The organism is Gordonia sp. LMA167, assembly GCF_058130025.1.
Genome location: NZ_CM176708.1, coordinates 1,432,946 through 1,459,424 on the forward strand (window position 1 = coordinate 1,432,946; position 26,479 = coordinate 1,459,424).

The 26,479-nt window shown below is 68.1% G+C and carries 27 protein-coding genes; 14 read left to right on the plus strand and 13 right to left on the minus strand.

Annotated features, from left to right (window positions below; translation table 11 throughout):
* Window positions 1–10 precede the first annotated feature (10 nt).
* Window positions 11–553, minus strand: coding sequence for a hypothetical protein (locus tag ACVT6V_RS06455; RefSeq protein WP_489898974.1), 543 nt, complete (start codon window positions 551–553; stop codon window positions 11–13).
* A 102-nt stretch (window positions 554–655) separates the two neighbouring features.
* On the opposite strand from ACVT6V_RS06455, the gene ACVT6V_RS06460 reads away from it, so the two are divergent.
* From ACVT6V_RS06460 to ACVT6V_RS06470, 3 genes are all read left to right on the plus strand, one after another.
* A complete protein-coding gene (locus ACVT6V_RS06460) occupies window positions 656–952 on the plus strand; it encodes a hypothetical protein (RefSeq protein ID WP_489898975.1) in 297 nt (98 codons plus the stop codon).
* A gap of 42 nt (window positions 953–994) precedes the next feature.
* Window positions 995–2,317 carry an NAD(P)/FAD-dependent oxidoreductase gene (locus ACVT6V_RS06465; protein WP_489898976.1) on the plus strand — a complete coding sequence of 441 codons (1,323 nt, stop codon included), beginning with the start codon at window positions 995–997 and terminating at the stop codon, window positions 2,315–2,317.
* 103 nt (window positions 2,318–2,420) lie between these two features.
* Window positions 2,421–2,765, plus strand: coding sequence for a hypothetical protein (locus ACVT6V_RS06470; protein ID WP_489898977.1), 345 nt, complete (start codon window positions 2,421–2,423; stop codon window positions 2,763–2,765).
* 7 nt (window positions 2,766–2,772) lie between these two features.
* Here the strand turns inward: ACVT6V_RS06470 and ACVT6V_RS06475 are convergent, their stop codons facing one another.
* A complete protein-coding gene (locus ACVT6V_RS06475) occupies window positions 2,773–3,552 on the minus strand; it encodes a sulfite exporter TauE/SafE family protein (RefSeq protein ID WP_489898978.1) in 780 nt (259 codons plus the stop codon).
* A gap of 74 nt (window positions 3,553–3,626) precedes the next feature.
* On the opposite strand from ACVT6V_RS06475, the gene ACVT6V_RS06480 reads away from it, so the two are divergent.
* Together ACVT6V_RS06480 and ACVT6V_RS06485 are read left to right on the plus strand one after the other, a co-directional pair.
* Window positions 3,627–4,049, plus strand: coding sequence for a CoA-binding protein (locus ACVT6V_RS06480; RefSeq protein ID WP_489898979.1), 423 nt, complete (start codon window positions 3,627–3,629; stop codon window positions 4,047–4,049).
* A gap of 53 nt (window positions 4,050–4,102) precedes the next feature.
* On the plus strand, window positions 4,103–4,864 hold the full coding sequence (locus ACVT6V_RS06485) for a hypothetical protein (protein WP_489898980.1): 762 nt from the start codon (window positions 4,103–4,105) through the stop codon (window positions 4,862–4,864).
* Here the strand turns inward: ACVT6V_RS06485 and ACVT6V_RS06490 are convergent.
* Window positions 4,834–5,730, minus strand: coding sequence for a LysR family transcriptional regulator (locus ACVT6V_RS06490; protein ID WP_489898981.1), 897 nt, complete (start codon window positions 5,728–5,730; stop codon window positions 4,834–4,836). The genes ACVT6V_RS06485 and ACVT6V_RS06490 overlap by 31 nt on opposite strands.
* Before the next feature lie 100 nt (window positions 5,731–5,830).
* Between ACVT6V_RS06490 and ACVT6V_RS06495 the strand changes: the two genes are divergently transcribed.
* The 3 genes from ACVT6V_RS06495 to ACVT6V_RS06505 all read left to right on the plus strand — a co-directional run bounded on the left by ACVT6V_RS06495 (window position 5,831) and on the right by ACVT6V_RS06505 (window position 8,268).
* A complete protein-coding gene (locus ACVT6V_RS06495; RefSeq protein WP_489898982.1) occupies window positions 5,831–6,205 on the plus strand; it encodes a YybH family protein in 375 nt (124 codons plus the stop codon).
* A gap of 124 nt (window positions 6,206–6,329) precedes the next feature.
* On the plus strand, window positions 6,330–6,809 hold the full coding sequence (locus ACVT6V_RS06500) for a hypothetical protein (protein WP_489898983.1): 480 nt from the start codon (window positions 6,330–6,332) through the stop codon (window positions 6,807–6,809).
* 145 nt (window positions 6,810–6,954) lie between these two features.
* A complete protein-coding gene (locus tag ACVT6V_RS06505) occupies window positions 6,955–8,268 on the plus strand; it encodes a ClC family H(+)/Cl(-) exchange transporter (protein WP_489900726.1) in 1,314 nt (437 codons plus the stop codon).
* 7 nt (window positions 8,269–8,275) lie between these two features.
* On the opposite strand, the gene ACVT6V_RS06510 is transcribed toward ACVT6V_RS06505, so the two are convergent.
* The 4 genes from ACVT6V_RS06510 to ACVT6V_RS06525 form a co-directional block, all read right to left on the minus strand.
* Entirely contained in the window at window positions 8,276–8,803 is a 528-nt protein-coding gene (locus ACVT6V_RS06510) for a DUF1697 domain-containing protein (protein WP_489898984.1), read from the minus strand.
* 316 nt (window positions 8,804–9,119) lie between these two features.
* The gene (locus ACVT6V_RS06515) at window positions 9,120–9,740 is read right to left on the minus strand and encodes a dihydrofolate reductase family protein (protein ID WP_489898985.1); all 621 of its coding nucleotides are present in this window, start codon (window positions 9,738–9,740) and stop codon (window positions 9,120–9,122) included.
* A 74-nt stretch (window positions 9,741–9,814) separates the two neighbouring features.
* Complete coding sequence (locus ACVT6V_RS06520) at window positions 9,815–11,077, minus strand: glycoside hydrolase family 183 protein (protein ID WP_489898986.1); 1,263 nt, start codon at window positions 11,075–11,077, stop codon at window positions 9,815–9,817.
* Window positions 11,078–11,256: 179 nt separating this feature from the next.
* On the minus strand, window positions 11,257–12,381 hold the full coding sequence (locus ACVT6V_RS06525) for a citrate/2-methylcitrate synthase (RefSeq protein ID WP_489898987.1): 1,125 nt from the start codon (window positions 12,379–12,381) through the stop codon (window positions 11,257–11,259).
* A gap of 99 nt (window positions 12,382–12,480) precedes the next feature.
* Between ACVT6V_RS06525 and ACVT6V_RS06530 the strand changes: the two genes are divergently transcribed.
* Window positions 12,481–13,704, plus strand: a complete 1,224-nt coding sequence (locus tag ACVT6V_RS06530; protein WP_489898988.1) for a citrate synthase — start codon at window positions 12,481–12,483, stop codon at window positions 13,702–13,704.
* A gap of 429 nt (window positions 13,705–14,133) precedes the next feature.
* Here ACVT6V_RS06530 and ACVT6V_RS06535 read toward each other — a convergent pair whose 3' ends face one another.
* Window positions 14,134–14,910 (minus strand): methyltransferase domain-containing protein, encoded by a 777-nt coding sequence (locus tag ACVT6V_RS06535; protein ID WP_489898989.1) that lies wholly within the window; start codon window positions 14,908–14,910, stop codon window positions 14,134–14,136.
* 129 nt (window positions 14,911–15,039) lie between these two features.
* Between ACVT6V_RS06535 and rnhA the strand changes: the two genes are divergently transcribed.
* The 3 genes from rnhA to ACVT6V_RS06550 all read left to right on the plus strand — a co-directional run bounded on the left by rnhA (window position 15,040) and on the right by ACVT6V_RS06550 (window position 17,645).
* Window positions 15,040–15,531 carry a ribonuclease HI gene (gene rnhA / locus ACVT6V_RS06540; protein WP_489900727.1) on the plus strand — a complete coding sequence of 164 codons (492 nt, stop codon included), beginning with the start codon at window positions 15,040–15,042 and terminating at the stop codon, window positions 15,529–15,531.
* On the plus strand, window positions 15,528–16,445 hold the full coding sequence (locus ACVT6V_RS06545) for a D-isomer specific 2-hydroxyacid dehydrogenase family protein (RefSeq protein WP_489898990.1): 918 nt from the start codon (window positions 15,528–15,530) through the stop codon (window positions 16,443–16,445). The genes rnhA and ACVT6V_RS06545 overlap by 4 nt, the downstream gene beginning before the upstream one ends.
* Before the next feature lie 129 nt (window positions 16,446–16,574).
* Entirely contained in the window at window positions 16,575–17,645 is a 1,071-nt protein-coding gene (locus ACVT6V_RS06550) for a helix-turn-helix transcriptional regulator (protein WP_489898991.1), read from the plus strand.
* On the opposite strand, the gene ACVT6V_RS06555 is transcribed toward ACVT6V_RS06550, so the two are convergent.
* On the minus strand, window positions 17,615–18,793 hold the full coding sequence (locus tag ACVT6V_RS06555; RefSeq protein WP_489898992.1) for a flavin-containing monooxygenase: 1,179 nt from the start codon (window positions 18,791–18,793) through the stop codon (window positions 17,615–17,617). The two genes, ACVT6V_RS06550 and ACVT6V_RS06555, sit on opposite strands and share 31 nt — an antisense overlap.
* 172 nt (window positions 18,794–18,965) lie before the next feature.
* On the opposite strand from ACVT6V_RS06555, the gene ACVT6V_RS06560 reads away from it, so the two are divergent.
* Window positions 18,966–19,757 (plus strand): SDR family oxidoreductase, encoded by a 792-nt coding sequence (locus ACVT6V_RS06560; protein WP_489898993.1) that lies wholly within the window; start codon window positions 18,966–18,968, stop codon window positions 19,755–19,757.
* Between the two features lie 316 nt (window positions 19,758–20,073).
* Here ACVT6V_RS06560 and ACVT6V_RS06565 read toward each other — a convergent pair whose 3' ends face one another.
* Entirely contained in the window at window positions 20,074–20,646 is a 573-nt protein-coding gene (locus ACVT6V_RS06565) for a YdeI/OmpD-associated family protein (protein WP_489898994.1), read from the minus strand.
* A gap of 60 nt (window positions 20,647–20,706) precedes the next feature.
* Here ACVT6V_RS06565 and ACVT6V_RS06570 point away from each other — a divergent pair, with 60 nt between their 5' ends.
* The gene (locus ACVT6V_RS06570; protein ID WP_489900728.1) at window positions 20,707–21,375 is read left to right on the plus strand and encodes a hypothetical protein; all 669 of its coding nucleotides are present in this window, start codon (window positions 20,707–20,709) and stop codon (window positions 21,373–21,375) included.
* Between the two features lie 79 nt (window positions 21,376–21,454).
* Here the strand turns inward: ACVT6V_RS06570 and ACVT6V_RS06575 are convergent, their stop codons facing one another.
* The 3 genes from ACVT6V_RS06575 to ACVT6V_RS06585 form a co-directional block, all read right to left on the minus strand.
* A complete protein-coding gene (locus tag ACVT6V_RS06575) occupies window positions 21,455–22,378 on the minus strand; it encodes a type IV toxin-antitoxin system AbiEi family antitoxin domain-containing protein (protein ID WP_489898995.1) in 924 nt (307 codons plus the stop codon).
* 106 nt (window positions 22,379–22,484) lie between these two features.
* Window positions 22,485–24,446, minus strand: a complete 1,962-nt coding sequence (locus ACVT6V_RS06580; protein ID WP_489898996.1) for an ABC transporter ATP-binding protein — start codon at window positions 24,444–24,446, stop codon at window positions 22,485–22,487.
* On the minus strand, window positions 24,443–26,176 hold the full coding sequence (locus tag ACVT6V_RS06585) for an ABC transporter ATP-binding protein (RefSeq protein WP_489898997.1): 1,734 nt from the start codon (window positions 26,174–26,176) through the stop codon (window positions 24,443–24,445). Before ACVT6V_RS06585 ends, ACVT6V_RS06580 begins: the two co-directional genes overlap by 4 nt.
* Window positions 26,177–26,479: the final 303 nt, after the last annotated feature.

The window sequence follows — 26,479 nt, forward strand, 5'->3', positions numbered from 1 at the left end:
ACGGCCCGCGTCAGTGGCTATGGGCGAGAACCTGAATCGACAGCACCACGAGCCCGATCACCACGAGGGTCACCAGCGCTGCGATCTTCTGCAGCCAACTGATCTCGGCCCTGCGGACTGCGAGCCAGGCGATCAGTCCGAGCGTGGCGATGTAGATCCACCCGGCGATCAGGAGCGCGGTGTCGAGTTTCAGGACCCCGACCCAGGCCACGACGATCAGACCCAACGGGAACACCAGGGTTCCGAGGGCGTGCGCAGAGATTCGGGCCAGATCGCGAAGCTCCCTGCCGTGGGGGAAGTGCCGGTGTACGGCCAGATGTGCGATGCCGTCGGAGGCGAACCCGGCCAGAATGACCGCGAGAACTCCGAGCAGCAGGATCTCGAAGGCGTACGCCGCACTGTGGTGGCCGCCGCTGTTGTAGAGGACGAGCACAATCGCCAGTCCGGTGAAGGTCGCGTAGACGCGCTCCTTGAGGTACATCACGGCGAGGCGTTTGCGGTCGTCGGGTATGTCCCGGGCGCTGAGCGGGTCGGGATCGTGTACCTCGGTCATGACCAATATTCTGCGCCACGACCGCCGCGGTGCGGGTGGTCCGCGGCAACTGCCTGTTCCCGGCTCATGGTGACCTCAGCTTCCGGTCCTAGTCTCGACACCATGCAGATCAATCCCACGGTTCCGGTTTCGTCCGTCGGCCTGGTCGGCGGGTACGCCGCCGCGCGCTTCTCGGGTCGTCGAGAACTCGGCGGCGTCGTTCTCGCCGCCGCGGGCGCATGGTGCACACGCGAATGGGCGCGGCAGGGACCCGCCGCAGCGGCCGGACTCCTCACCACCTACCTCGGGGCGTTCGGCCTGTCGCATCCGCTCGCTAAGAAGATCGGGGCCTGGCCGTCGGTGTTCGCGGTGACCGCGGCGACGGCAGGTGCCGCCTATGCGGTGACACGCTCGGCCTGATCGTGGGGCCGGAGCCCGCCGGGTCTGGAACAATCGGCAGGCGTGGCAACCCACAGCGCGTCCGGTCGGCCTCATGTCGTCATCGTCGGTGCCGGCTTCGGCGGCATGCATGCGGCGCGACGCCTCAAGCACGCTCCGGTGCAGGTGACCATGGTCGACCGGGGTACCAGCCATCTCTTCCAGCCGCTGCTCTACCAATGCGCCACCGGACTGTTGTCCGAGGGGGCGATCTCCAGTCCGATCCGGCACGTGCTGCGACGGCAACGCAACGTCAAGATCGTTCTGGGGGAGGCCGAGGATGTCGATCCGGTCGCGCACACGCTGAGGGTCTGTCGGCCCGACGGGACCTCGATGTCGATCGCCTACGATCACCTCGTCGTCGCCACCGGCATGCGTACCGCCTATCACGGCAATGACGAGTTCGCGCAGTTCGCGCCCGGTATGAAGACCCTCGATGATGCGCTGGCCATCCGGCGCAGGATCATCGGGGCCTTCGAGGTCGCCGAGACCCTGCCCGACGCGGATCAGCGGCGGCCGTGGCTGACCTTCGCGATCTCCGGCGGAGGGCCCACCGGGGTGGAACTGGCCGGGCAGATCCGGGAGTTGGCGACGCTGGCGTTGGAACACGAGTTCCGCACCATCGATCCCGCCGAAGCGCGGGTCCTGTTGCTGCACGGCGGTGATCGGGTGCTGCCCTCGTTCAGTCCCGGCCTGTCGCGGCGGGCGCAGAAGATCCTCGACGAACTCGGCGTCGAGACCCACCTCGGGGTCCATGTGACCGACGTGACCGCGGAAGAGGTCGAGACCACCGGCAAGGCCGAACCGCACGAGGTCATCCGCTATCCGGTGCGGACGACGCTGTGGACCGCCGGTGTCGAGGCGGTGCCGTTCGCGGGGGCGCTGGCACGTGCGCTCGGCATCGAGCAGGGTCATGGCGGGCGGATTCCGGTCGATGCCGATCTGTCCGTCCCGGGCCATCCGGACGTCTGGGTCGTCGGCGACATGAGTTCGCGCGACAACCTGCCCGGCGTCGCGGAGGTCGCGATGCAGGGTGGCCGACACGTCGGAGCGGTCATCGCGCACCTCGCCGACGGCGGCACCGAACGGGCGCCGTTCCGCTACCACGATCTCGGCAGCGCGGCCTACATCGCCCGGCGTCACGCCGTGGTGGAGGCGGGCAAGCTCCACCTCTACGGCTACCCCGGCTGGCTCGCCTGGGGTGTCATCCACATCGCGTTCCTCGCCGGCATCCGGAATCGCCTGGGCACCGTGGTGAACTGGGGCGCGACATTGCTCACGGACTCCCGACGCGAACGCGCCATCACCTACGGCGATCCGGAGACAGCGCGGCAGCCCTACCGCTGAGCGGTTCGCCCGGGCGTAGGCGTATCGATTCCACTACCTCTCAGGTAGTGGATTCACGATGTCCTCGGTACGACGATGGAGGTGTCGGTAGAGGAGGCACCAGATGTCGCGATCACGGTCCGTACGAGTTCCGGCTACGGCCCCCACCCCCTCGAGTCCCCGCTGGTTGACCATCGTCATGCGCTGCGATCGCTGGGGCTCGTATTGGTATGTGGCCGCGGGATTCTTCTTCGCCCCGGCACTGCTCGTGCTGGACCCCTGGTCCGGGGCGGTCGTGGTGGCGTGGACCCTGATCTCGTTGAGCGGATTGTGGCTCGGCGTCCTCGGCATCTTCATGGCGATCGGACTGGCGAAGGTTCTCCGTGCGGGCGAGGAGATCTCCGAGGAGTACTGGTGGTCGCTGCTGGGGCGGGATTCGCCGCCGGCCGATCACCCGGCCGGCGAGTGAGAATCGGCTACGCCAGCAGCCGCCACAGGCCGATCATGCCGACGATGACGATCGTGATGCGTAGGGCCGTCGGCGAGAGCCGTCGGCCGTACCGCGCGCCGATGACCCCACCCAGCAAGGACCCGATGGCGATGACGCCGGCCGCCGCCCAGTCGATGCGATGGAAAGCGACTGTGGTGTAGGTGATCGCGGCGACGATGTTCACCACCAGCGCCAGTAGGTTCTTTGCGGCGTTCATCCGCTGGAGATGGTCGGGGACGATCACCCCCAGCACGCCCATCAGCAAGATTCCCTGAGCCGCAGTGAAATAGCCGCCGTACACGCCCACCGCGAACGTCGCGGCCACCATCGCCGCGATCCGCGGCGCGCTCAACGGAGCCGGATGGTGTGCCGGTCCGATCGACCGATGCCCCACCCACCCCTGAATTCGAGGCTGCGCGACCACCAGGATCAGCGCCAGCACCAGCAGCACGGGCACCACCGACTCGAACACGGTCTCGGGGAGATGCAAGAGCAGCCAGCACCCGACGAGTGCCCCCGCGAACGACGCCGGGATCTGCCACCGCAGCCGCGGCCACTGGCCCTCCAGCTCGCGCCGGTATCCCCACGTTCCCGAGACCCCGCCGGCGACCAGCCCGATCGCGTTCGACATCGTCGCGCTCACCGGAGGCACCCCGAACGCGACCAGCGTCGGGAAGGTGATCAGCGTGCCGCTGCCGACGACTGCGTTGATCGCCCCGGCGCCGACCCCCGCGAGCAGTACGGCCACCAGTTCCCACGTCGTCACCCCTCGAGGGTGCACGGGCCCCGAGTTGGGTCCGACGCCGGGTGCCCGGTCGTCGTCTTCCCTAGACTCGAGTCATGAGCACCACCGACGAGGTCGTCGAACAGATCCTGCGCACCTACGACACGATCACGGTCGTCGGCGCGAGTGCCAACCCGGCCAAGGCCGCCAACGAGGTCCCGGCGTACATGGCCGAGCGCGGCTGGCGGATCATCCCGGTCAATCCGCACGCCGACGAGATCGTCGGCGAGAAGGTGTACCGGTCGCTGGCCGACATCCCGGAACAGGTCGGGCTGGTCGACGTGTTCCGCCCTTCGGAGGACACACCCGAGGTGGCCCGGCAGGCGGTCGCCGCCGGGGCCACCGCTCTGTGGCTGCAACTGGGTATCAGTTCGCCGGAGGCGCGCGCGATCGCCGAGGACGCCGGCCTGCTCTACGTCGAGGATCGGTGCCTGATCATCGAACAACGCCGCACCGGGCTGGCGCCGGCGCGGTCCTGACCCGAAGAACTGCCGACCGGGCGCCGTCCTGACCTGACCGGGCTTGACACACAGTGCATCTCGACATCCACAACGTCACCGCCGGCAGTCGACTGCCACTGTTCCTGCTCTTCTGCTCGTTCGCCGCGACCTTCATCGTCACGCGTGTCATCACCCGGCTGATCCGCGCGGGCAGGGGACCGTTCCGCAACAACGTCCGGGGCGGTGTCCACATCCACCATGCCGTGCCGGGGATCGTCCTGACCGTCGCGGGCGCGTTCGGGTCGGTGGCCGTCGACGGATCGTCGCCCGGCGCCGAGATCAGTGCCGTGGCAATCGGCATCGGAACATCGCTGGTGCTCGACGAGTTCGCTCTCATCCTGCACCTCGAGGACGTCTACTGGTCGCGGGAGGGTCAACTGTCGGTGCAGGTCGCCTGCCTGACCATCGCGGGTCTGGGCATGGCGGTCCTGGGGATCACCCCGCTGGCCGTCGAACACGAGGACACTGTCCGGATCGGGCCGATCGCGTTGTCGGTGAACCTGCCGATCCACATCGCCTGTGTCCTGATATGCGTTGCCAAGGGCAAATATTCGACGGCGGCCATCGGCGCGTTCATCCCACCGGTCGCCTGGGTCGGGGCGATCCGGCTCGCCCGTCCGCGCTCGCGATGGGCCCACCGACGCTACCGGCCGGACAAGCTCGCGCGGGCCGAGAAACGCGCCGACACGTTCGATTCCCGGTACGGCAATTGGGGACTCGACATCGAGGATCTGGTGGCCGGCAAGCCGACCGAGCATGATGCTCAGGACGCCGCGGTGGCCCCACCCTCGTGATGCAGCCCGAAACTCTCGGCCGCGAGACCGCGGAACGCCCGGACCGCAGGGCCGCCCGGGGCCCGCCACACCAGGCCGAGTGACGCCCGGTGATCCACGCCGCGGATCGGGCGACCGACGACGACATCGGCACGATCGGCGACCATCGACTGGCTCAGCACACCGATTCCCAGGCCGCTCGCGACGAGTTCGATGACCGCATCCGGCGACGACGCCTCCAGCATGATGCGGGCGTCGCCGCCCGCCCGGTCGAATGCCGTTCGGATGCCCGCGCCCGGCGGGAGGCCGATCAGCTCGTGCTGACGGAGATCGCGCATCGTGACCGTGGTCCGCGAGGCTAGCGGGTGGTCGCGGGGGAGGACCGCGACGACTCGCTCCCGGACCACGTTCAGCTCCTCGATGCCCTCGGGCAGATCGTCGGCGTAGCCCACCAGGGCGACGTCGAGCGAGCCCCGCAGCACGGCTCCGACGAGCCGGTCGGAGGGACCCTCGGTCAGGGAGAGTCCCACTCCGCGGTGACGATCGCGGAAGGCGCCGAGGGTGGTGAACAGTGGTCGCACGGTACAGCCGTCGACCATCCCCACCGAGAGGTGCCCACGCAGGACCTGATTGACCTCGGCGACCGCGTGCCGCACCGATTCGGCCGCGTTCAGCGTGTCGTGCGCGGCGGCCAATGCGGCCCGGCCGGCATCGGTCAGACCGACGCGACGTCCGGACCGATCGAAGAGGTCGGCACCCAGCTCGCGTTCCAGCCCACGGATCTGCGCGCTGATGTTCGGCTGCGTCGTGTGTACACGAGCGGCCGCCGCGGTGAAACTCGCCTCGGAGGCCACCGCCACGAAATACTCGAGCTGACGTAGATCCATAACTGTCAACGATACTTCGGATCAGTCGAATCAGTTGGACTTCTCGATATCCGAAGCGGGATGGTGGAATCACCGACCGACGACAACCCCAGGAGCGACCATGTCCGACAGGCCCACCGTCCCAACAGCCTCGGTCCCCGAGGACATCACCAGGCTCTTTGTCGAGTTCTCCAATGCCGGCGACGCCGACGCCGTCGCATCGCTCTATCACCCGGACGCGGTGATGGCCTACCCGCCCGGGGAGGTGACGCGTGGCCGTGCCGCCATCCGTGACCTGTGGGCGTCGGTGTTGGTGCACCGCCCCACTTTTGTTCCCGAAAAGCCGTTACCGACACTGTATTTCGGCGATGACATGGCCCTGACATCGACTCCGCCCCGGGATGGCGCCGGTGCGCGCGCCCAAGTCGTCATGCGACAGGACGACGGTTCGTGGGTGCGGGTCATCGATCAGCCGGAGTTCCAGTCCCCGAGCTAGGCTGACCGGCGAGTGCCTGCTGTGGAGCAGCCGCCCGATACCCGGCCGTTGACCCGTCGGGAACCGGTCGCGGCTATGGTCGAAGAATGGTGGAGCTGACGACGGCAGAGTCGAGGTTCGGAACATGATCGCGGTATTGGTCATCGTCGTCACCGTCGTGGTGGCGCTCTTCGTCCTCGGCGGTGCCGCCTGGTTCGCCTGGGATTCGGACAAACGGGTCAAGAAGTTCGCGCGCTCCACCGACCTGGTCCCGGGGAAGCCCGGACGGGCGCCGGCGTCATGGACCACGGCGACGAGCAAGGAAGCCCTGCTGCATCAACGAATTCGCTACGCCATCGCCGACGTGCACGCCAATCCGGCCATCCCCCACTTCCCCGACCTGGTGGCCGCCCGAGACCGCCTCGACGACGCGGTGTTCGATCTCGACGACAAACTGATCGCGATGTCCGAGATGCCCGACGACGAGGAGAAGACGGCGCGCCTGTCGTCGGCGGAGTCGGCTGTGGTGGTGCTCGAGGAACTGCCGAAGAAGCTGTGGGAGGCGCCCGAGGAGACCCAACTCGCGGATCTGGAGAAGGTGACGACCGCGCTCGTGCGCTCATGACGCCCACGACAGGGCGGTCGGCATGACGGGGGCCGAAGGGCAGGGCGCCGACGGGCACGCGTCCGACGATCAGATGCCCGACGATCAGATTCCCGACGATCAGGTTCCCGAGGAACCGCACGGCGATGCCGGCGTCGACGACGCCATGCTCACCGGGCGGACACTGTGGATCATCCTGCTGTTGGCTGCCGGCGCCGGTGCCGTCGCCGGGTTTGTCGGCGGCGCATTCCGATGGCTCCTCGAACGCACCGATCGCTGGCGCGGGGACGTCGTCGACTGGGCGCACACACACCCCGCGTGGGGGTGGTTGATACCGGTCGCCATCTCCGCCGTGGCCGCGGCGGCGGCCGCCGGCATCGCGCGGTGGCAGCCGCTTTCGTCGGGCAGCGGTATCCAGCATGTGGAGGCCGTCGACCGCGGCGAGGCCGATCCGCCGCCGTTGTCGGTGGTGCCGGCACGGTTCGTCGGCGGCCTGCTGACGATCGGCGCGGCCGGCATGGTCGTGGGCCGCGAGGGTCCGACGGTGCACATGGCGGCGGCGATCGGGGCGGCGGCGGGCCGACTCGCCAAGCTGCCTCTCGACGAGATCCGGTTGTTGCAGACGGTGCTGTCGGGTACCGGTCTCGCGGTGGCGTTCAATGCGCCGATCAGTGCTGTCTTCTTCATCTTCGAGGAGATCACCAAGAAGTTCCGGCTCCGCGAGGCTCTCGTCACGATGGTGGCGGTGGCGATCGGTCTGGGGGCCTCGCGACTGGTGCTGGGCGACGAACCGGACTTCCGGCACGTCGTGTCCGTCTCCGCGCCGTCGATCACGACATTGCCGATCTTCGTGGTGTTCGGTCTCATGGTCGGATTCCTGGGGGTCATCTACAACCGGCTGATCCTGGAATGCCTCGAGTGGTTCGACATGATCCGTCGTGTGCCCGCGGTGGTGAAGGCCGCGGTGATCGGCGCCGTGGTGGGTGGTCTGCTGATCGCCGATCCGGTGATGGGCGGCGGCGGTGAGGTGCTCGCCAGCCTCATCCTGGCCGGTCAGCACTACGCCTTGCCCGTCGTGATCCTCTACGTCGCGGTGCGCTTCGTCGCCGGTCCGTTGTCGTACGCCGCGGGCACACCCGGCGGTATCTTCGCGCCGATCCTCGCGCTCGGCGCGCTCATCGGGCTGGCGGCGGGCCGGATCACCCAGGTGGTGGTGCCGGGACTGAACGAGGACCTGACCATCGCGTTCGCGCTGGTCGGCATGTCCTGTCTGTTCGCCTCCATCGTGCGCGCGCCGTTCACCGGTCTGGTCCTCGTCATCGAGATGACCGCGGTCACCTCGGTCACCGTCCCCATGCTGGTGGCGGGGGCGATGTCGGTGGTGATCGCCTCGCTGCTGCGGTCACCACCGATCTATGACGCCCTGCGGGTGCGGATGTTGCGCAAACACGCCGAGGAGGAGCATCAGCCGTCGGGATGAGCTCTGCTCAATCGGAGGCGAGCTCGATCAGCTTGCGTACCGTCTTGAGGTTGCGCCCCGTGCCCTGCACCCCGAGTCCCTTGGCGATCACCGGTGCGGTCAGCTTCGACACCCCGGCGCCGCCGGCGTAGCGGATGTGCAGATCCTCGCCGATCACCGTGAACTCGTCGTCACCGAACTCCCGTTCGGCGAACTCCGTGGCCTTCGCGGCAGCGGGTTTCGACGTCAGGCAGTACACATAGGAGAATTTCGGATCGATGACCTCGAACGGATGTGCGGCCAGCGCCGCCTCCAGCTCATCGACCGACCGGCTGATCACCTCGCGAAACCAGCCGAACCGGTCGGTCATCGCCGTCTCGAGGGCGCGGTCGAATTCGTCGGGCGCACCGGGTGGTTCGCAGATGAGATTGCCGGAGGCGATGTAGGTCGACACGTCGGTGGCGCCGAGTTCCGCGGCGATCTCACGGAGGTCGGCCATCGGGAGCTTTGTGCCGCCGACGTTGACCGCGCGGATCAAGACCACACGTAGCGCCATCTACTCTCCTGTGTCGCCGGATTTCCGCCTGTGCGTTCAGATCACCACCGGGCGTGGCGGCGGATCCGGTTCGGGAGGACCGGGATTCGGGTTCGGGATCGGGTCCGGCTCAGGAACCGGGATGGGTGGCTCCGGGGTCGGCTCCGGAATCGGTTCCGGCGCGGGAACCGGTTCGGGTGGTGGCGGTGGAGGTGGGACAGGCCGACTCATGCGGATCACTCCTCACTGAGCTCTGGTGCTCGTCACTCTGCTGCTCGTCACTCTGCTGCTCGTCGCTCTGCTGCTCGTCGTGGTGGATCGACCCCTTCGACCGACGTTACGCCGATGGTCTCCGACCGGCCACGTCGTAGGTCAGGTGGGTGACCATCGACGTCGCCCGCGCCGATCGCGGGACGAGCCGCAGATCGTCGAGTCCGTCGAACACCTTCTCTCCGCGACCCAACACGAACGGCGCGATATGCAAACGCAATTCGTCGACAAACCCTGCGCCGAGGCACTGACGCAGCGTCGACGGGCCGCCCGCGACGGCGATCGAGCCGTCGGGCCCGGCGGCCTCGACCGCGTGGGCGTATGCCTCCTCGATCCCGCCGGTGACGAAATGAAACGATGTCCCGCCGGCCATCTCGACCGAGGCGCGGGCGTGGTGGGTCAGCACGAAGACGGGTACGTGATACGGCGGGTTCGGCCCCCACCAGCCCTGCCAGCTGTCGTCGGGCCAGGTGCCGCGGACGGGACCGAACATGTTGCGACCCATGATGTACGCGCTGTGGCCGGTGATCGCGGCGATCTCGGCGGCGTTCTCCTCCGCTGCGTCGAACATCCACCGGTGCCCGCCACCTTCTTCGAACCCGACACCGAGCGGCGCATCCAGCGACTGATCGGGGCCGGCGCCGTAACCGTCCAGGGACATCGTGATGTCGGCGGTGACGATGGGCATGTCGCGTCCTCCTGGCGGTCCGGGCTGTTCAGCCTGGTTGACTCGCCCACCGCGACAAAATCATCGGCGCGGCGTCAACGCACCTTCGACAGATCGGTGCGGATGAGCATGACGTTGTAGTCATCCCATCGAGAGGCCACGAAGTAGAGCGATCGGCCGGTGGCGCGGGGATGGATGTACGGCGCGTACAGACCCTGGGTCTGGGCCACCGGGACGATCACCTTCTGCCCGCTCCACGGACCGACCGGGGAGGGGGAGGTGCGCATCATGATGTTGCCGCCACTCTCGGTCAGCATGATGTAGCGCTTGAGGTAGTCGTTGTACGCCACCGACATCTCGCTGACCGGCTGACCGACGACCGGCACCGCGTCGCCCGGCCGCGGGGACCATGCGCCGCCGCCGCGGTAGTACTGATAGGCGTTCAGATTCAGGATCTCCCCCGGCCGCACGCGCGAGACGTACGCCGACCCGTACCGGCCGGCGGGTGTGCCGTACTCGTAGACATAGTCCCCCGACCGCAGGAAGGCGCCCATCTGGAACCGGTCGTGGCCCTGCGCGACCTGGCTGACCCCGGGCACGGTCACCTCGAGATTCATTCGGATGGTGTTGTTGTCGGTGGCCCAGGTCTGACCGTTGTCGTGCGAGACGGCGATCGCGGAGTAGCCGGTCGCCCAGCGGCCCGGCGACAGCCAGCGGCGGATCGACATGTAGCTCATGTACTGGGTGCCGTTGATCGAGATCCCGCCGGTCGGGATCTTGCCGACCTCGATGTTGCGGACGCCTACCGCGTTGAGCATCGGTTGCGCGAATGTCGGATGCTGCGGTGTCACCGACGCGCCCGACCGGATGGCGCCGGGTATGGCGTTCGGGAAGGTCATGCCCTTGTCGAGGTTCGAATTGCCGTTGCTGCGCAGCATGGTGTTGTTGCGCCACACCATCTGACCCGCACACGGGCCCCATGTGTCGCCGAACGCCATCAGTACCTGTCCGGAGCCGTTGTCCCACGGCACCCCGACGTCGGCGGACGTGATGGAGAAGCGTTTGTCGGTTTTGTTCGGGCTGCGTGGGCCGGTCACCCATTGGATCGCGGTGCTGGCGCCGTGCAGTTTGACCAGGGGCATCTGCGGTTTCTTGCCGTTCGGCCGATAACTGCCGAAGTCGGCGCTGCCGAGGCCGATGTCGCTCGACCCGGAGCTGCCGGTGCTGCCGACATCGGCGCCGTTGAAGCCGATCGCGCTGCAGATCGATGCCTGTGCCGGAGAGTCCACGGCCACCGCGCCGCCGACCGTGAGTGCGACGATGGCGGCTCCGGTGATGAGCGCACGCCGTCTGGACATGGGTGTTCCCCCCTGTGCGGACCGTGACTGTGGTGCCAGTGTTGCAGAAGTGGCACATCGATCACAGGTCCTGGTGCGAACCGAGATCCTGGCGTGACCCGGTCGGGTGGCGATGGTCCCGGGTGGGCCGTGTCGGTCACGCTACCGCAGGTGAGCCCATCGGTCGCGAGGATCGGGCATCAGTGTGGGGCAGGTCCGACATAGCGGGCACGCGGCCGGATGATCTTGCGTGACCGCGCCTGTTCGGCGATGTTGGCGCACCACCCGACGACGCGGCTCACCGCGAAGGTCGGGGTGAACATCGACCGGGGGATCGCGCAGGCATCCATCACGACGCCGGCATAGAACTCCACGTTGGCGTACCGCGGCTGGTCGGGATGGGCTTCGCGGAGTACTTCCACCACCGCTCGTTCGACGTCGACCGCCCGCTCGACCGTCGGCCCGCCCAGCTCGACGGCAATCGATCGCAGCAACTCCGAGCGGGGGTCGGTCGTCCGGTACACGGCGTGCCCGAAGCCCATGATCCGGCGGCGGGCGGCCACCTGTTCGCGGGCCCAGGTGGTCGCATCGCCGTGTCGGGCGATGTCGTCGAGTGCCTCCAGGGCGCGGTCCGGGGCACCGCCGTGCAGGGGGCCGGAGAAGGCGCCCAAGGCGCCGCACACCGCGGCGTAGACGTCGGCGCCGGTGGAGGCGATGACACGTGCGGTGAAGGTGGAGGCATTGAACCCGTGATCGATGGTCGCGATGAGGTACTGCTCGACGGCGCGCACATGCGCGGTCTCCGGGCGGCGGCCGGTCAGCTGGTAGAGCCAGTTCGCGGCCACCGGCAGGTCGGGGTCGGGGGCGATCGGCTCCTCGCCGATCCGGATGCGGTGCAGCGCGGACAGGATCGTCGGGGTCAGCGCCGCCACCCGCATCGAATCGGCCCGGACGGTCTCGGGTGTGCTCTCCCACAGCGGCGCGGCATGGGCGGCCGGGCCGGCCGCCGACAGGACGGTGCGTAGCCCGGCCAGGGTGTCGCGTTCGTCGCCCAAGAGTGCGACGGTTCGCAGAACGCCACCCAACTCGTCCGGGAGGTCCCGCAGTTGTGCGGTGGCGGCACGGAATTCGGCGAGCTGTGCGGATGTGGGCAGTTCCCCGTGGACGAAGAGGTACCAGACCTCCTCGAACGAACGGGTGCGGGCGAGCTCGATGGCCGAGTACTCGCGGTAGTGATAGAAACCCTCGTCGCCGCGGACGTCTCCGATCTCGGTGTCGGCGACGACCACGTTCGCCAGCCCCTCCGGCGCGATCAGCTGCTCCATTCCGATCTCCACTCTTGCTCGGCCACAACCGGATCGGTGTGGGGTGACTCCACGATGCGTCGTATTGATCAACGGCGTCAATGTTGATTTCATCAACGTATGGAGCGTGTGCACACCCGGCGGTTCCCGAAGCCGATCCATCACGACGGACGCGATTACCTGACCACCGAACAGGTCGCGCGGATGCTCGGTGTCAAGGTCGCGACCGTGTACGCCTACGTGAGTCGCGGGCGGATGACGAGCGTGCGGATCGACGGTGTGGACGGAAGCGTGTTCGCCGTCGACGACGTCGAGTCCTTCGTCTCCGACCGGACCAGACGAGCCCCGGCCGGGGTCGTCGAGCGCATCCACACACGGCTGACGCTGTTGCAGGACGACCGCCTGTACTACCGCGGACGTGACGTCGGCGAGCTGGCCCGTCGGCGCACGTTCGAAGATGTGGCGAACCTGTTGTGGGACAACGACGTGTCGTGGGATTCGGCGCCGATCGAGGCATCGCTGCAGGCGGCGATTCGAGGTGTCGCCGGCCGGTCGGCGCGCGGACTCGATCTGATCCGTCTGACCGTGGATGCTCTCGGGGCCCGGGATCCGGGTCGACATCAGCGGGAGCCGGGTGCGGTCGCGGCGACCGCTGCGCGGATCATCACGGGCTGTGTCGATGCGCTGGGTGGCGGCGGAGCTCGGTCGGGGACGATCGCCGAGCGTCTGTGGCCGTGCCTGACCGACGAACCGCCGACGCCGCGCAAGGTGGCTCTCCTCAACGCCGCGCTGGTCGCGCTCGCCGATCACGATCTGGCGGCCGGGACCGTGGCCGCGCGGGTGGCCGCGAGCGCCCGTGGGAGCATCTACGCGGTGCTCGTCGCCGGCCTGGGTGCGTTCGACGGTCCGGTGCACGGTGGCGCCACCACTCTGGCCTACCGCCTGCTCGCCGGTGCACTCGACGATCCCCGCGCCGCCATCGCCGAGCAGCTCTATCTGGGAAATGCGATCCCGGGGACCGGCCACGTGGTGTACCAGCGGCACGATCCGCGGGCAGAAGTGCTCCTGGAGCTGCTGCGATCATCAGGCGGCGGTGATCGCCGCGTCGTGGGCGTCGTCGACGAGATCCGCCGGCAGGTGCCGAGCTCGACCTTCGTCAACTCAGACTTCGCGCTCGCCGCCCTGGCGCTGCGCCACCGGATGCGGCCCGACGCTGCGGAAACGATCTTCGCGATCGCCCGGATGGCGGGCTGGACCGCGCATGCACTCGAGGAGTACGGCGAGCGGCAACTCCGATTCCGGCCGGAAGGCGTCTACACGGGGGTCCGGCCGGGTACCCGGTGAGTGGCCGGGTGTGCGGGGTGTGCGGACCCTTCGTGACGCTTCGCTCGTTCCTCGCGAGGCTCCTCAGGGATCGGGGGGGGGATGGACGCTTCGCTCGTTCCTCGCGAGGCTCCTCAGGGATCGGGGGGGTGGACGCTTCGCTCGTTCCTCGCGAGGCTCCTCAGGGATCGGGGGGGGGGTGGACGCGTCGCTCGTTCCTCGCGAGGCTCCTCAGGGATCGGGGGTCGTGACGCGTCGCTCGTTCCTCGCGAGGCTCCTCAGGGATCGGGGGGCGGACGCTTCGCTCGTTCCTCGCGAGGCTCCTCAGGGATCGGGGGGATGGACGCTTCGCTTGTTGCTCGCGAGGCTCCTCAGTGATCGGGGGGCGTTTCCTTCGGTCCCTGAGGAGCCTCCGAGCGTGCGAGGATGCGTCACGAAGGGCGCCACCGCTCAGAACGGCGTGGCGACGGCAAACGTCCGCCGGAACGGCAACACCGTCACGCCCGACGGCTCGGGTGGGTAGGCGTCGCGCAGCCGTTGTTTGAGCTCGGCGGTGAAGGCCTCGAGCGCATCGCCGTCGTTCTCGAGTGCCAGGAAGAACGGGCGTGCCGCGGTCCCGGAGATCCAGTCGTAGACCGGGTCCTGGCCTTGCAGCACATGCAGATACGTGGTGGACCAGGCATTGGTGGTGAATCCGCGTTCGGAGAAGAACGACAGATAGTCCCTCGCGTCGAAGCGGGGAACGTGGCGGACACCGGCGAGTGCGTCGGCGAAGCGTGGGTCGTCGGAGAGCTCCATGAGCGTCTGGTGTGTCGGAGCGTCGCGGTTGTCCGGTACCTGCAAGGCGAACACACCGCCGTCGTTGAGATGGCCGAGCAAGCGGTCGATGACCGAGAACTGTTCGGGGACCCACTGGAACATCGCGCTGGAGACGATGAGGTCGACGGGTTGGTTGGGCGCCCAGGTCGTCACATCGGCGAAGTCGTAGTTGGCGTGCGGGTCGGTGTTGTCGCGAATGGCCTGATCGATCATCGTCGGCGACGAATCGATCCCGAGGACCGTCGCCTCCGGCCAGAGCGCACGAAGATGTCGGGTGAGGTGGCCGGGGCCGCAGCCGAGGTCGACGATCAGGTTGGGCGCCGTCGGCACCTGTGCGATGAGGTCGATGTACGGGCGGGCGCGGGCGTCGGCGAATTGCAGGTAACGGTCCGGATCCCAGGTCTGCATAGCTCCTACAGTAGTGCGGTCGCACCGATTTCCGGAGGGTCGTAAGGCGTCGAAAGTACTCGGCATGGGCGCCGAGGGGGTTGCAGTAACCTTCCTTGCGTGACCGACGCTGCCTTCGATGACCCTCAGATCGCCCCAGACGCCGACATCGCTGATCCCGGCTCGACGACCGCCACCGACGTCGTGGAGATCTCGACCGATGGTGCGTGCCTGGGTAACCCGGGGCCGGGCGGTTGGGGAGCGGTACTGCGGTTCGGACGTCACGAGAAGCGCATCTCGGGTGCCGACCCCGACACCACCAACAACAAGATGGAACTGACCGGCGCGATCGAGGGACTGGCCGCGCTGACGAAACCGTCGACGGTCGTGCTCTACACCGATTCGAGCTATGTCCGCAACGGCATCATGAAATGGGTCGCCGGATGGCAGCGCAACGGCTGGAAGACCTCGGACAAGAAGCCGGTCAAGAACGCCGACCTCTGGCGGCGGCTGATCGAGGAGGAGAAGCGCCACGAGGTGACCTGGAAATGGGTCAAGGGTCACGCCGGCGACCACTACAACGAGATCGCCGACGAGCTCGCGACCACCGCCGCACGAGAGATCGCCGGGACGCGCCGATGACCGCGGGTCCGCTGCCGGTTGCGATCGAGCCGAACCGCGACGAGCACCTGGTCGCCGCCGTCGAGGCCGCGGGTGCCCGGGTCGTCGGTCTCGACGAGGCCCGCGTCCTGGTCTGGATCGGCGTGGTCGCCGAGTTTCCGCAGGTCCCTGATCAGGTCGAATGGGTGGCGCTGAAGACCGCGGGAATCGAGGAGTATGTCGGGGCAGGCCTGATCGACGACCGGCGGATCTGGACCAACGCGTCGGGCTTCTACGCCGAGAACGTCGCCGAGCATGCGTTGGGCCTCCTGCTGGCCGGGCTGCGCCAGATCAACACGGCCGTGTTGCGGCATTGGGACAAGCAGCCGATCGACACCGCAGTCCGATCGCTGCACGGGTCGACCGTGGCGATCGTCGGCGCCGGCGGTATCGCCGCATCGCTGATCCCGCGACTGCGCGCATGCGGTGCGCAGGTCATCGCGGTCAACCGATCGGGGCGGCCCGTCGAGGGGGCGTCGTTGACGCTGCCCGCCGAGCGAACCGACGAGATGTGGGCCCAGACCGACCACGTGGTGCTCGCCGCACCGGCCACCGCCGAGACCCGGCACATGATCAACGCCCGCACGTTGGCCGCGCTGCCGTCGCACGCCTGGGTGGTCAACGTCGCGCGTGGACCGCTGGTCGATCAGGAGGCGCTGGTGAGCGCACTGCGCGACGGGCAGATCGCGGGCGCCGCGCTCGACGTCACCGATCCCGAACCACCCGCTGCCGACGATCCGCTGTGGTCGATGGACAACGTGATCATCACTCCGCACGTCGCGAACCCGTCGTCGGGGCTGACCCGCACGATGGCGCCGTGGATGGCCGAGAACATCCGGCGCTATCTGGCCGGGGACGACCTGCTGTCGCGGGTGACGCCGGGGCGCGATTACTAGACCCGAGGCAGTGATCGGCGCCGGGGGTGTTGCGATCTGATCGGACAGCAGTGAGCGGGTCGCCCGAGCTGCTCTCGCGGTGCCGCGGTGATGCGATCGGCACCCGGTGGGGTCCATCATGGAATGACCATGGTCAGCCACGCGGGCGCGGATGACGGTCGGCTACTCGAGCAGGTCGCCCGGATCTGTGCTCGTGCCGAGGAGCCGCTCATCCTCCTCGAACACGTGGCACACGCCGTGCGCCGGCACATTCCGTATGCGGTGGCCGGTTGGCTGCTCGTCGACCCGGACACGCTCCTCATCACCGGGGTCTACGAAGAGGGCGTGCCGAGGGACGCGCACCTCGCGCTCATCGAGCTCGAACTCACCGTCCCGGACTTCACCAAGTTCGTCGACATCGCCCGGGGTTCGGAAACGGCGGCGGCGTTGAGCGCGGCGACCGGTGGACACCTCGACCGCAGCGCCCGCTGGACCCGGATCTACCAGCCGGGCGGCTTCGGCGATGAGCTGCGGGCGGTGTTCCGGGCGGGCCAGGTCACCTGGGGGCACGCCTGCTTGACCAGAACCGCCGACGATCCCTGGTTCACCCGCCGCGAGGTCGAGCTGGTGGCCCGGCTGTCGGCGCATGTGGCGCACGGTCTTCGGGCCGGTCTGCTGGTGCATCAGGTGGATACCCTGCGGACGGATGGTCCGCCCGCGATGATCGTGCTGGACGACGACGGTCGGGTCCGGACCGCGACGCAGCGTGCACGTGACTGGCTGGGCCCCATCGAGTCCTCCCGGCTCGATGCCTCGATCGTGGTGCACGAGGTGGCCGCCCAGGCACGCGCCCTCGCCGACGGCGAGCGCGTCGGGCCGCCGGCGGTCGCTCGGGCCCGCGCTGTCTCCGGTGAATGGTTGCTCGTGCGCGGGCTGCGCCTCGACAGCGTCAGCACGGCGGTCGTGCTGGAACCGGCACGCCGCGCCGACGTCGCACCCGTTCTGCTCCGGCTACATGAGTTGACGCCGCGAGAGCGCGAGGTCACCCAGTTGTTGCTGACCGGGATGGACACCGCCGACATCGCCCGTGAACTGTGGATCACGCCGGAGACGCTGCGCGGGCATGTGAAGTCGGTGTTCGCCAAGCTCGGGGTGGGCAGCCGGCCAGAGCTGCTGGCCCGGCTCCAGCATCAACCGCCGGTGCACTCGGCGTCGGGCTGATCGGTTCGGGACGCGAGGGGTGTCGGGGTGGCTCCGGCGGCAGCGATTCCACGGGCGGCTTGTCGGGCGAGCTTGCCGGTGTAGCCGGTGAGTCCGGGGCGCAGGACGTAGCCGACGAAGCGCAGTCCGGGCCGCGCCTCACCGCCGTCGACGACGCGCGGCAGACCGCGATCGTCGAGGACGCCCAGGTGCCCGGCGAGGGTGGGTAGGCCGCTGGTGTAGCCGGTCGCGGCGATCACGGTGTCGACGTCGACGTGTGAGCCGTCGCCGAGGTGGGCGCCGCGCTCGTCCAGTCGATCCACCGCGGCCACGACGTGGATCGCACCGCTGCGGATGGCGTCGATCACCTCTTTGTCGACGATGGCGGTGCCGGCGCCGCGTTCGAGCAGCTGCGCGAACACCCCGGCCGGCGGTGTACCGAGGCCGTATGCGGAGAGGTCTCCGACGGTCGCGCGCTGGATTCGGGCCAGCAAGGTGTCGACCGAGCGGGTCGGCATCCGGACGAGGATCGGCACGGGAAGGTCGCCGGGTATACCGGCGCTGCTCCGCAGCAAGATGTTCGGCGGCGTCCGAACCGACAGCAGCACCTCGGCGGCACCTTCGTCGGCCAGCTCTCGCGCGATCTCCATCCCCGTCGATCCCGCGCCGACGACGAGGACCCGATCCCCTCGGTACGGTGCGGCATTGCGGTACGCGGCAGAGTGCACGACCCTGGCCGGGGTGTGCGGACCGGTCGCCCACGCCGGGAGCGAGGGCACGTTGAAGATGCCGGTGGCCACCACGACGTGAGGCGCGTGCACCGTCCCGTCGTCGGTGGTGACGTCCCAGCCGCCGCCCGGGCTCGGGTCCAGGCGCTGCACTCCGACGCCATGCCGCACCGGGACATGTCGGGCGGCGGCGTAACCGTCGAGGTAGTCGACGTACTGGTCGCGGGTCGGAAACCAGCCGTAGGAACGGGGGAACGGGGAGCCGGGCAGCGCCGACCACCATCGGCTCGTGTTGAACCGAAGACCGTCATATCGGCCCGCCCAGGCGGCCCCGGTCCGCTCACCGCGTTCCAGCACGGTCACCGGGACGCCGCGCTTCACCAGTTCGGCGCCGGTGGCCAACCCGGATGGCCCGCTGCCGATCACGAGTACCTCATCCATGATTCTCACCTCCGCGGTCCGTTTGATGGACCCATACCCCAGTCTCGTCGCAGGTCCCGGGGGTGACCATCCCCCAGACGGGGGGTGTGGACGAGGGGTGCAGTGCGCCGGCTCGAACCAAGCAACTAGAACATGTTTCAGTTTTGGTCGAATCGATGGCATTCTGGCAGGCGTGATCCTGGACAGATTTCGTATCGATGACAAGGTGGCGATCGTCACGGGCGCCGGACGTGGACTGGGGGCGGCCATTGCGGTCGCCTTCGCCGAGGCCGGGGCCGACGTGGTGATCTCCGCGCGCAGTGAGGACGAACTCGACAAGGTCGCGGCCCGCGTCCGCGAGGCGGGTCGTCGGGCCAAGGTGGTGGTCGCCGACCTCAGTGATCTCGACGCCGTCGCCGGGCTCGCCCAGACGGCCGTCGACGAGTTCGGTCGGCTCGACATCGTCGTCAACAACGTCGGCGGCGCGCTGCCCCGACCCCTGATGGACACCAAACCCAAGCACCTGACACAGGCCTTCGACTTCAACGTGACGAACGCGCACGCGCTGATCGTGGCCGCGGTGCCGCACCTACTCGCCAGCAAGGATGGCGGAGCGGTCATCAACGTCACCTCGGCCGTCGGTCGCACGCCGGGTCGCGCGTATGCGGCCTACGGAACCGCCAAGGGTGCCCTCGCCCAGTACACGCGCCTCGCCGCGATGGACCTCAACCCGAAGATTCGGGTCAACGGCATCGCGCCGGGAGCGATCCGCACCTCGGCGCTCGACGTCGTCGCCGCCGACGAGGGCATGCGCACGGAGGTGGAAACCGCAACCCCGCTACATCGCCTCGGCGAGCCGGACGACATCGCGGCCGCGGCGCTCTACCTGGCTTCGCCCGCCGGCTCCTACGTCACCGGCAAGATCCTCGAGATCGACGGCGGCATCATCGCGCCCAACCTGGATCTGCCGATCCCGGATCTGTAGGTTTTCGCGCCCCGGGTCCCTGAGGATATCCGCCCTTCGTGACGCATCCTCGCAGGCTCGGAGGCTCCTCAGGGATCGGGGGGACGCATCCTCGCAGGCTCGGAGGCTCCTCAGGGAGCGGGTGGGGGGCCTTCGGCGCTGGTGGAGACGAGTTCTACCGGTCCCTGAGGAGGCCCGGAGCGCTAGCGGAGGACCGTCACGAAGGGCCCTTCGTGACGCATCCTCGCAGGCTCGGAGGCTCCTCAGGGAGCGGGGTGACGCATCCTCGGAGGCTCGGAGGCTCCTCAGGGAGCGGGGTGAAGGGTGGCTTCGTCGATCACGAAGGCCGTTCGTTGCGGGCGGCCTTTTCGACGATGGTCGCAATCCGTCTGGTCTTCGTCGCCGGCTGCTTGGCGAAGGCGATCTGACTCAACCCGAACTTGCGAGCGCTCGGCGGGAAGGCATCCCAATTCGCCCGGGCCTGAGGGTCGGCGTCCAGCGCGGCGGCGAGTTCGGGCGATTCGATCAGCGCCTCCGCGTCGTCGAGCAGATTCCAGAGGCCACGGGCCTTGGCGTCGTCGATGACGGCCTGGCCGGCCGGCTGCATCCGTCCCTCGGCGAGCAGATCGGCGACGCGTGCCTTGTTCGACGCTGCCCACGCGCTGTTGCGTCCTCGACGGGTGAACCACATGCCGCGGCGGTCGTCGTCGATGGTGCGGGTGTGGCCATCGACCCAGCCCCAGCACAGTGCTTCTCGCACGACCTCGTCGTAGTCGAGAGGCGCGTTGCCGGACTCCTTGCGCCAGAAGACGAACCACACGCCGTCGGATCTGTCGTGGTGGTTGCGGAGCCAGTCGTGCCACTCGTCGAGGGAAACGGGGTGCAGATGTTCGGCGCTCGGGTCGGCCACCTGAATGAGAGTAGCCGTCGGGGTGGTCGGTCTCGGTACAGTTGAGATGTGGGCGGTTTCATGGGCTCTATCGGCGATTTCTGGTGGCTGATCTTCCCGATCGGCGGCATCGTCGGGGGCTGGGGTGCCCGGATTGCGAGCTATAACGAGAAACGGCGTCGCGACAAGATCGAGCTCGAACGCATCCGCGCATCCGCCAAGACCGAACAGCTACGCATCACCCAGACGAGCCGGACCGCGATAGCCAAGGCGCTGGCACGCCATGATGACGTAAATGCGCGCTGGTTCGGCTACGAACTCGACCTGGCCACCCTCATCCAGTTCCCGATGATGACCGACCTTCGTGAGCCGCTGACACTGACCTTTCACCGCGCCAAGGTGCGGGCCGACGATCTCCGGCCCGACAACCCCGACGAACTGCTCGATCCGGCCGTGTTCGCCGAATACCGCGATGCCGTCGGCGAGTTCGCGACCGCCTTCGACGCCGCCGAACGGGAGGCCCGTCGTCGCAAGCAGGCCGACTTCTCACCGATCGAGCGGGAACGTCTCGAGCGGGCGCGTCGGTTGGTGGCGGTGGCGGCGGATTCGGCGGCCACACCCGCCGAACGGCAGGCCGCCTACCGCAAGGCGCGCGACGAACTCGAAGGCCTCATCGTGGTACCACCGGCTGCCAGCGAGCAGCTCGAGGGCCGGATCGCGGCCGCATTGGAGCCGGGCCGCGAGGGCTGAGCGTTCGTGTTCCCGGTTCGAACACGCACACCTCCCACAAACACGCGATGCATTGCGTGGGTGTGGGAGTTCTGCGTGTTCAGGCCGTGATGCCCAGTCGCTCAAGCCATCCACGGACCATCGGGACGACCCGCCCGTGGCGCAGATCGTCCCAGATCCACCGGACTACCTGGATACCCAGCCGGCGCAGTGCATCCTCGCGCGCCTTTTCGCGCTGCATCACGTCGAACGGACTGTCACCGTCTCTCAGATGCTTCTGGTATTTCGTCATCCCGTCGAACTCGCCGACGAGCTTGCCCATCCAGTCGTAATCGGTGCGCGCGATGAAGATTCCGTAGGGGTCGTAGAACTCGTGCTGCAGCCGTGGGACCGGCAACCCGGCGTTGATCATCTGGGCTCGGCCCCAGGACTCGCCCGCGTTCTCGGCGCCGGGGTCGGCGAACGACAGGGCCCGACGTGCGTGTGTGACGCCGCGCCGTCGATCAGCCAAGAGATCCGCGAGTACCTCGGCGTCGGCGCCACGGCGAAGCCCGGAGTCCAGCACCGCCAGGGCCTGGGCGAAGCCGTTGCTGCAGGCGACGTCGATGACAGTTCGTTCGAGCGAGGTGACCGTGAGATCGCCGATCGCGGTGATGTCGCGTGTGTCGAGCGGACCGGAATGAAGGTGCCGGTGCTTTTCGATCCGGCCACCCGTGTGCGCCCCGGTGGCGAAGTGCACCCGCTCCAGGCGCGGGTGGAGGAGCGACAAGCCGTGCTGGAGCGCTGCGGACTCGTGGCTCAAGGCGAACCCGCCTTCGCTCAATTCGACGGCAGCGAGCGATCGGAGGCGGTGCAGGTCTTCGGGCTTGGTGGGGATAGATGTTGCCGGCACAAAGGCTCCCGGCCAGATACGCCTGATGGTGCCGGCACGAGTCGCGCGTGCGAGGTGATTGTCGGTAAATCCGCGATCGAGCGCGTCGCGGCGGAGGATGAGGCCGTGGTCGTTGGTGGGGAAGTTGTCCATGGGTCTTGGACGTCGCGCAGCGCCAATCGGCTCCGCCGAACCTTCGAACACCCAAAACTCCCACAAACACGCGATGCATTGCGTGGGTGTGGGAGTTCTGCGTGTATTACCGCACCGGTTCGCCGACTTCGCTGACTTCGGTGACCTCGGTGTCGGCCGGCCCGGCGAACTGGCTGTTGTAGAGCCGGCAGTAGGCGCCGCGGGCGGCGAGCAGTTCGTCGTGGCTGCCCTGCTCGACGATCCGGCCGTCCTCCATCACCACGATGACGTCGGCGTCGCGGACAGTCGAGAGCCGGTGGGCGATCACGAAACTCGTGCGATCGGTGCGGAGGTTCGCCATCGCCTGCTGGATGAGCAGCTCGGTGCGGGTGTCCACCGAACTCGTCGCCTCGTCGAGAATCAGGATCGTGGGCTTGGCCAGGAAGGCGCGGGCGATCGTGATCAGCTGCCGTTCACCGGCGCTGACACCGCCGCCCTCTTCGTCCAGAACCGTGTCGTACCCGTCGGGCAACGTCCGCACGAAGTGGTCGACGTGACTGAGTTCGGCGGCCTCGATGACCTCGGCTCGTGTCGCGGTCGGGTCACCGTAGTGGATGTTCTCGTAGATCGTCCCGCCGAACAGCCATGAGTCCTGCAAGACCATGCCGGTCCGTTCGCGCAGGTCGTCGCGGGTCATTCGGCGCGAGTCGACACCGTCGACACGGATCGTGCCGTGGTCGACGTCGTAGAACCGCATGATGAGGTTCACCAGCGTCGTCTTGCCGGCGCCGGTGGGTCCCACGATCGCCACCATGTGGCCGGGTTGGGCCACCAGCGACAGGTTCTCGATGAGTGGCCGCTCCTCGACGTACCGGAACGACACGTCTTCGAATGCGATGAGTCCGTGATCGTGCGACGGGGTGTCGGGGGTCGACGGGTCGGGCGTCTCCTCCTCGGCGTCGAGGACATCGAAGATCCGTTCCGCCGACGCCACGCCGCTCTGCATCAGGTTGAACATCGACCCGATCTGGGTGAGCGGCTGGGTGAACTGCCGCGAGTACTGGATGAAGGCCTGCACCTCGCCGAGGCTCAGCGAACCCGACGCCACCCGCAGTCCGCCGACGACCGCGACCGCCACATAGTTCAGGTTTCCCAGGAACATGATGGTCGGCATGATGATCCCGGAGATGAACTGGGCGCGCCAACTCGATTCGTAGAGCTTCTGGTTGCGCTCGTCGAACGTCGCCTCGATCTCGGCCTGCCGACCGAACGCCTTCACCAGTTCGTGTCCGGTGAACGCCTCCTCGACCTGCGCGTTGAGCGCACCGGTCGACGCCCACTGCGCCATGAAATGCGGCTTGGACCGTTTGGCGATCTGCGCGGTCGCGATGAACGCGCACGGCACGGTGAGGATCGCGATGAGCGCGAGCAGCGGGGAGATCCAGATCATCATCACCAGCAGCGCGATCACCATCAGCACCGAGTTGAGGAACTGAGCGATGGTCTGCTGCAGGCTCTGCGACAGATTGTCGAGGTCGTTGGTGACGCGGCTGAGCAGGTCGCCGCGGGCGGAGGCGTCGTAGTAGCTCAGCGGTAGGCGGTGGACTTTGGCCTCGACGTCGGCGCGCAGGCGTCGGATGGTGCCGACGACCACGATGTTCAGCAGGTACGCCGACAGCCACGCCAGCGCCGACGACAGCACGTAGAGGACCAGCACGATCAGCAGCACCCGGCCCACGGCGGCGAAGTCGACGCCCACGCCGGGGGTGACGTCCATCGAGCTGACCATGTCGGCGAAGGTGTTCTGACCCTGCTCGCGCATTCCGGCGATCGCCTGGTCCTTGGTGAGACCGGCGGGCAGTTGCGACCCGATGATGCCGTCGAAGACGAGGTCGGTGGCATGGCCGAGCACCCGCGGCGCGACCGCCGACAAGATGACCGACACGACGATCGAACCGACGACGGTCACGGTGAAGACGCGGTAGGCGAGCAGCAGACGGATGAGTCGTTTCACCGACGGCCCGAACGAGCGTGCCTTCTCCGCCGGACCGGCCATCATCGGCGGGCCACCGCCACCGGGCCGTGTCATGACGCCTCCTGGATCGCGAGCTGGGATTCGACGATCTCGGCGTAGGTCTCGCAGGTCCCGACGAGGTCGTCGTGGCGTCCGAGCCCCACCACGCGACCTTGGTTGAGGACGACGATCTGGTCGGCGTCGACGATGGTGGACACCCGCTGGGCGACGACGATGACCGCCGATTCGCGGGTGGCCGGGCGCAGTGCGGCTCGCAGGCGGGCGTCGGTGGACAGGTCGAGAGCGGAGAACGAGTCGTCGAAGAGATAGACCGAGGGTCGGCGGATCAGTGCGCGCGCGATCGCGAGCCGCTGACGCTGACCGCCGGAGACGGTGGTGCCGCCCTGGGCGACCTTGGTCTCGAGTCCGTCGGGCATCCGGGCGACGAAGTCGTCGGCCTGTGCGATCCGCAACGCCGCCCAGATCTCCTCGTCGGTGGCGTCGGCCTTGCCGTGACGGATGTTGGAGGCGATGGTCCCGGAGAACAGGTACGGGCGTTGGGGCACGAGACCGATCGCCGAGCGCAGTTCGTCCGGATCGAGGCGTCGTACATCGGTTCCGCCGACGCGGACCTCACCGCCGGTGGCGTCGATGAGCCGGGGGATGAGTCCGAGGACGGTGGTCTTACCGGATCCGGTCGATCCGACGATCGCCGTTGTGGTGCCGGGTTCGACCCGGAAACTGATGTCGCGCAGGACGGGGTCGTCGGCGCCCGGGTAGCGGAACTCGGCGCCACGGAACTCGACCGTGCCGGGATCGCCGGCGAAGCCGATCGGAGACGACGGCGGCACCACCGACGTCTCGGTGTCGAGCACCTCGCAGATCCGCTCGGCGCAGACCGCGGCGCGCGGCGCCATCATCGCCAGGAAGGACGCCATCATCACCGACATCATGATCTGCATGGCGTAGCTCATCATCGCGGTCAGGGCGCCGATCTCGACGCTGCCGTCGGCGACCGCGTGCCCGCCGAACCAGATGATCGCGACGATGGTGACGTTGGTGATGAGCATGACCAGGGGGAACATCAGCGCCATCAACCGGCCCACGCGCAGGGTGGCGTCGGCGAGGTTGTCGTTGGCGCCGGAGAAGCGCGTGATCTCGTGCCGTTCACGCACGAATGCGCGGACCACCCGGATGCCGGTGATCTGTTCGCGCAGTACCCGGTTGACCGAGTCGATGCGTTCCTGCATGGCCCGGAATCCGGGGATCATGCGGCTGATGATCAGCGACATGGTGATGCCGAGGACGGGTACCGCGATCGCCAGCAACCACGCGAGCCCGGGTGCGACATGGATACCCATCACGATGCCGCCGACACACATGATCGGCGCCATCACCAGGATCGCGGTGCTCATCACCACCAGCAGCTGCACCTGCTGCACATCGTTGGTGGTCCGGGTGATCAGTGACGGCGCGCCGAAACCGCCGACCTCGCGGGCGGAGAAGGTGTTCACCCGGTGCAGCAGGTCGCCGCGGATGTCGCGGCCCACACCGAGCGCCGCGCGGGCGCCGAAATACTGGGCGGACACGGTGCAGATCACCTGGGCGACGGTCACCACCAGCATCCAGCCGCCGATGCGCAGGATGTAGTCGGTGTCGCCTTCGGCCACGCCCTTGTCGATGATGTCGGCGTTGAGCGTGGGCAGGTACAGCATCGCCGCGGTCGCGACGGATTGCAGGGCCACCACGACCACCATGTAGGAGCGATAGCCCGACAGGTAGGTGCGGATGAGTCGGGTCAGCATGAGGTGATCACTCAGAAGACGCTAGCAACCGGCACCGACGGTGCGCGACAGTGTTTCTGTTCCGTCGACCACGCTGGTAACCCGTCGGGCGATCGGGTGGCTCGGGGTGGCCGCGTGTGGGGTGTCCAGTTCGCTGGTCGGGTAGTCCGGGGTGGCCGCGTGTGGGGTGTCCAACTCGCTGGTCGAGTGACCCGGGGTGGCCGCATCGTGGGTGTCTAATTCGCTGGTCGAGTGACCCGGGGTGGCCGCATCGTGGGTGTCCAATTCGCTGGTCGAGTGACCCGGGGTGGCCGCATCGTGGGT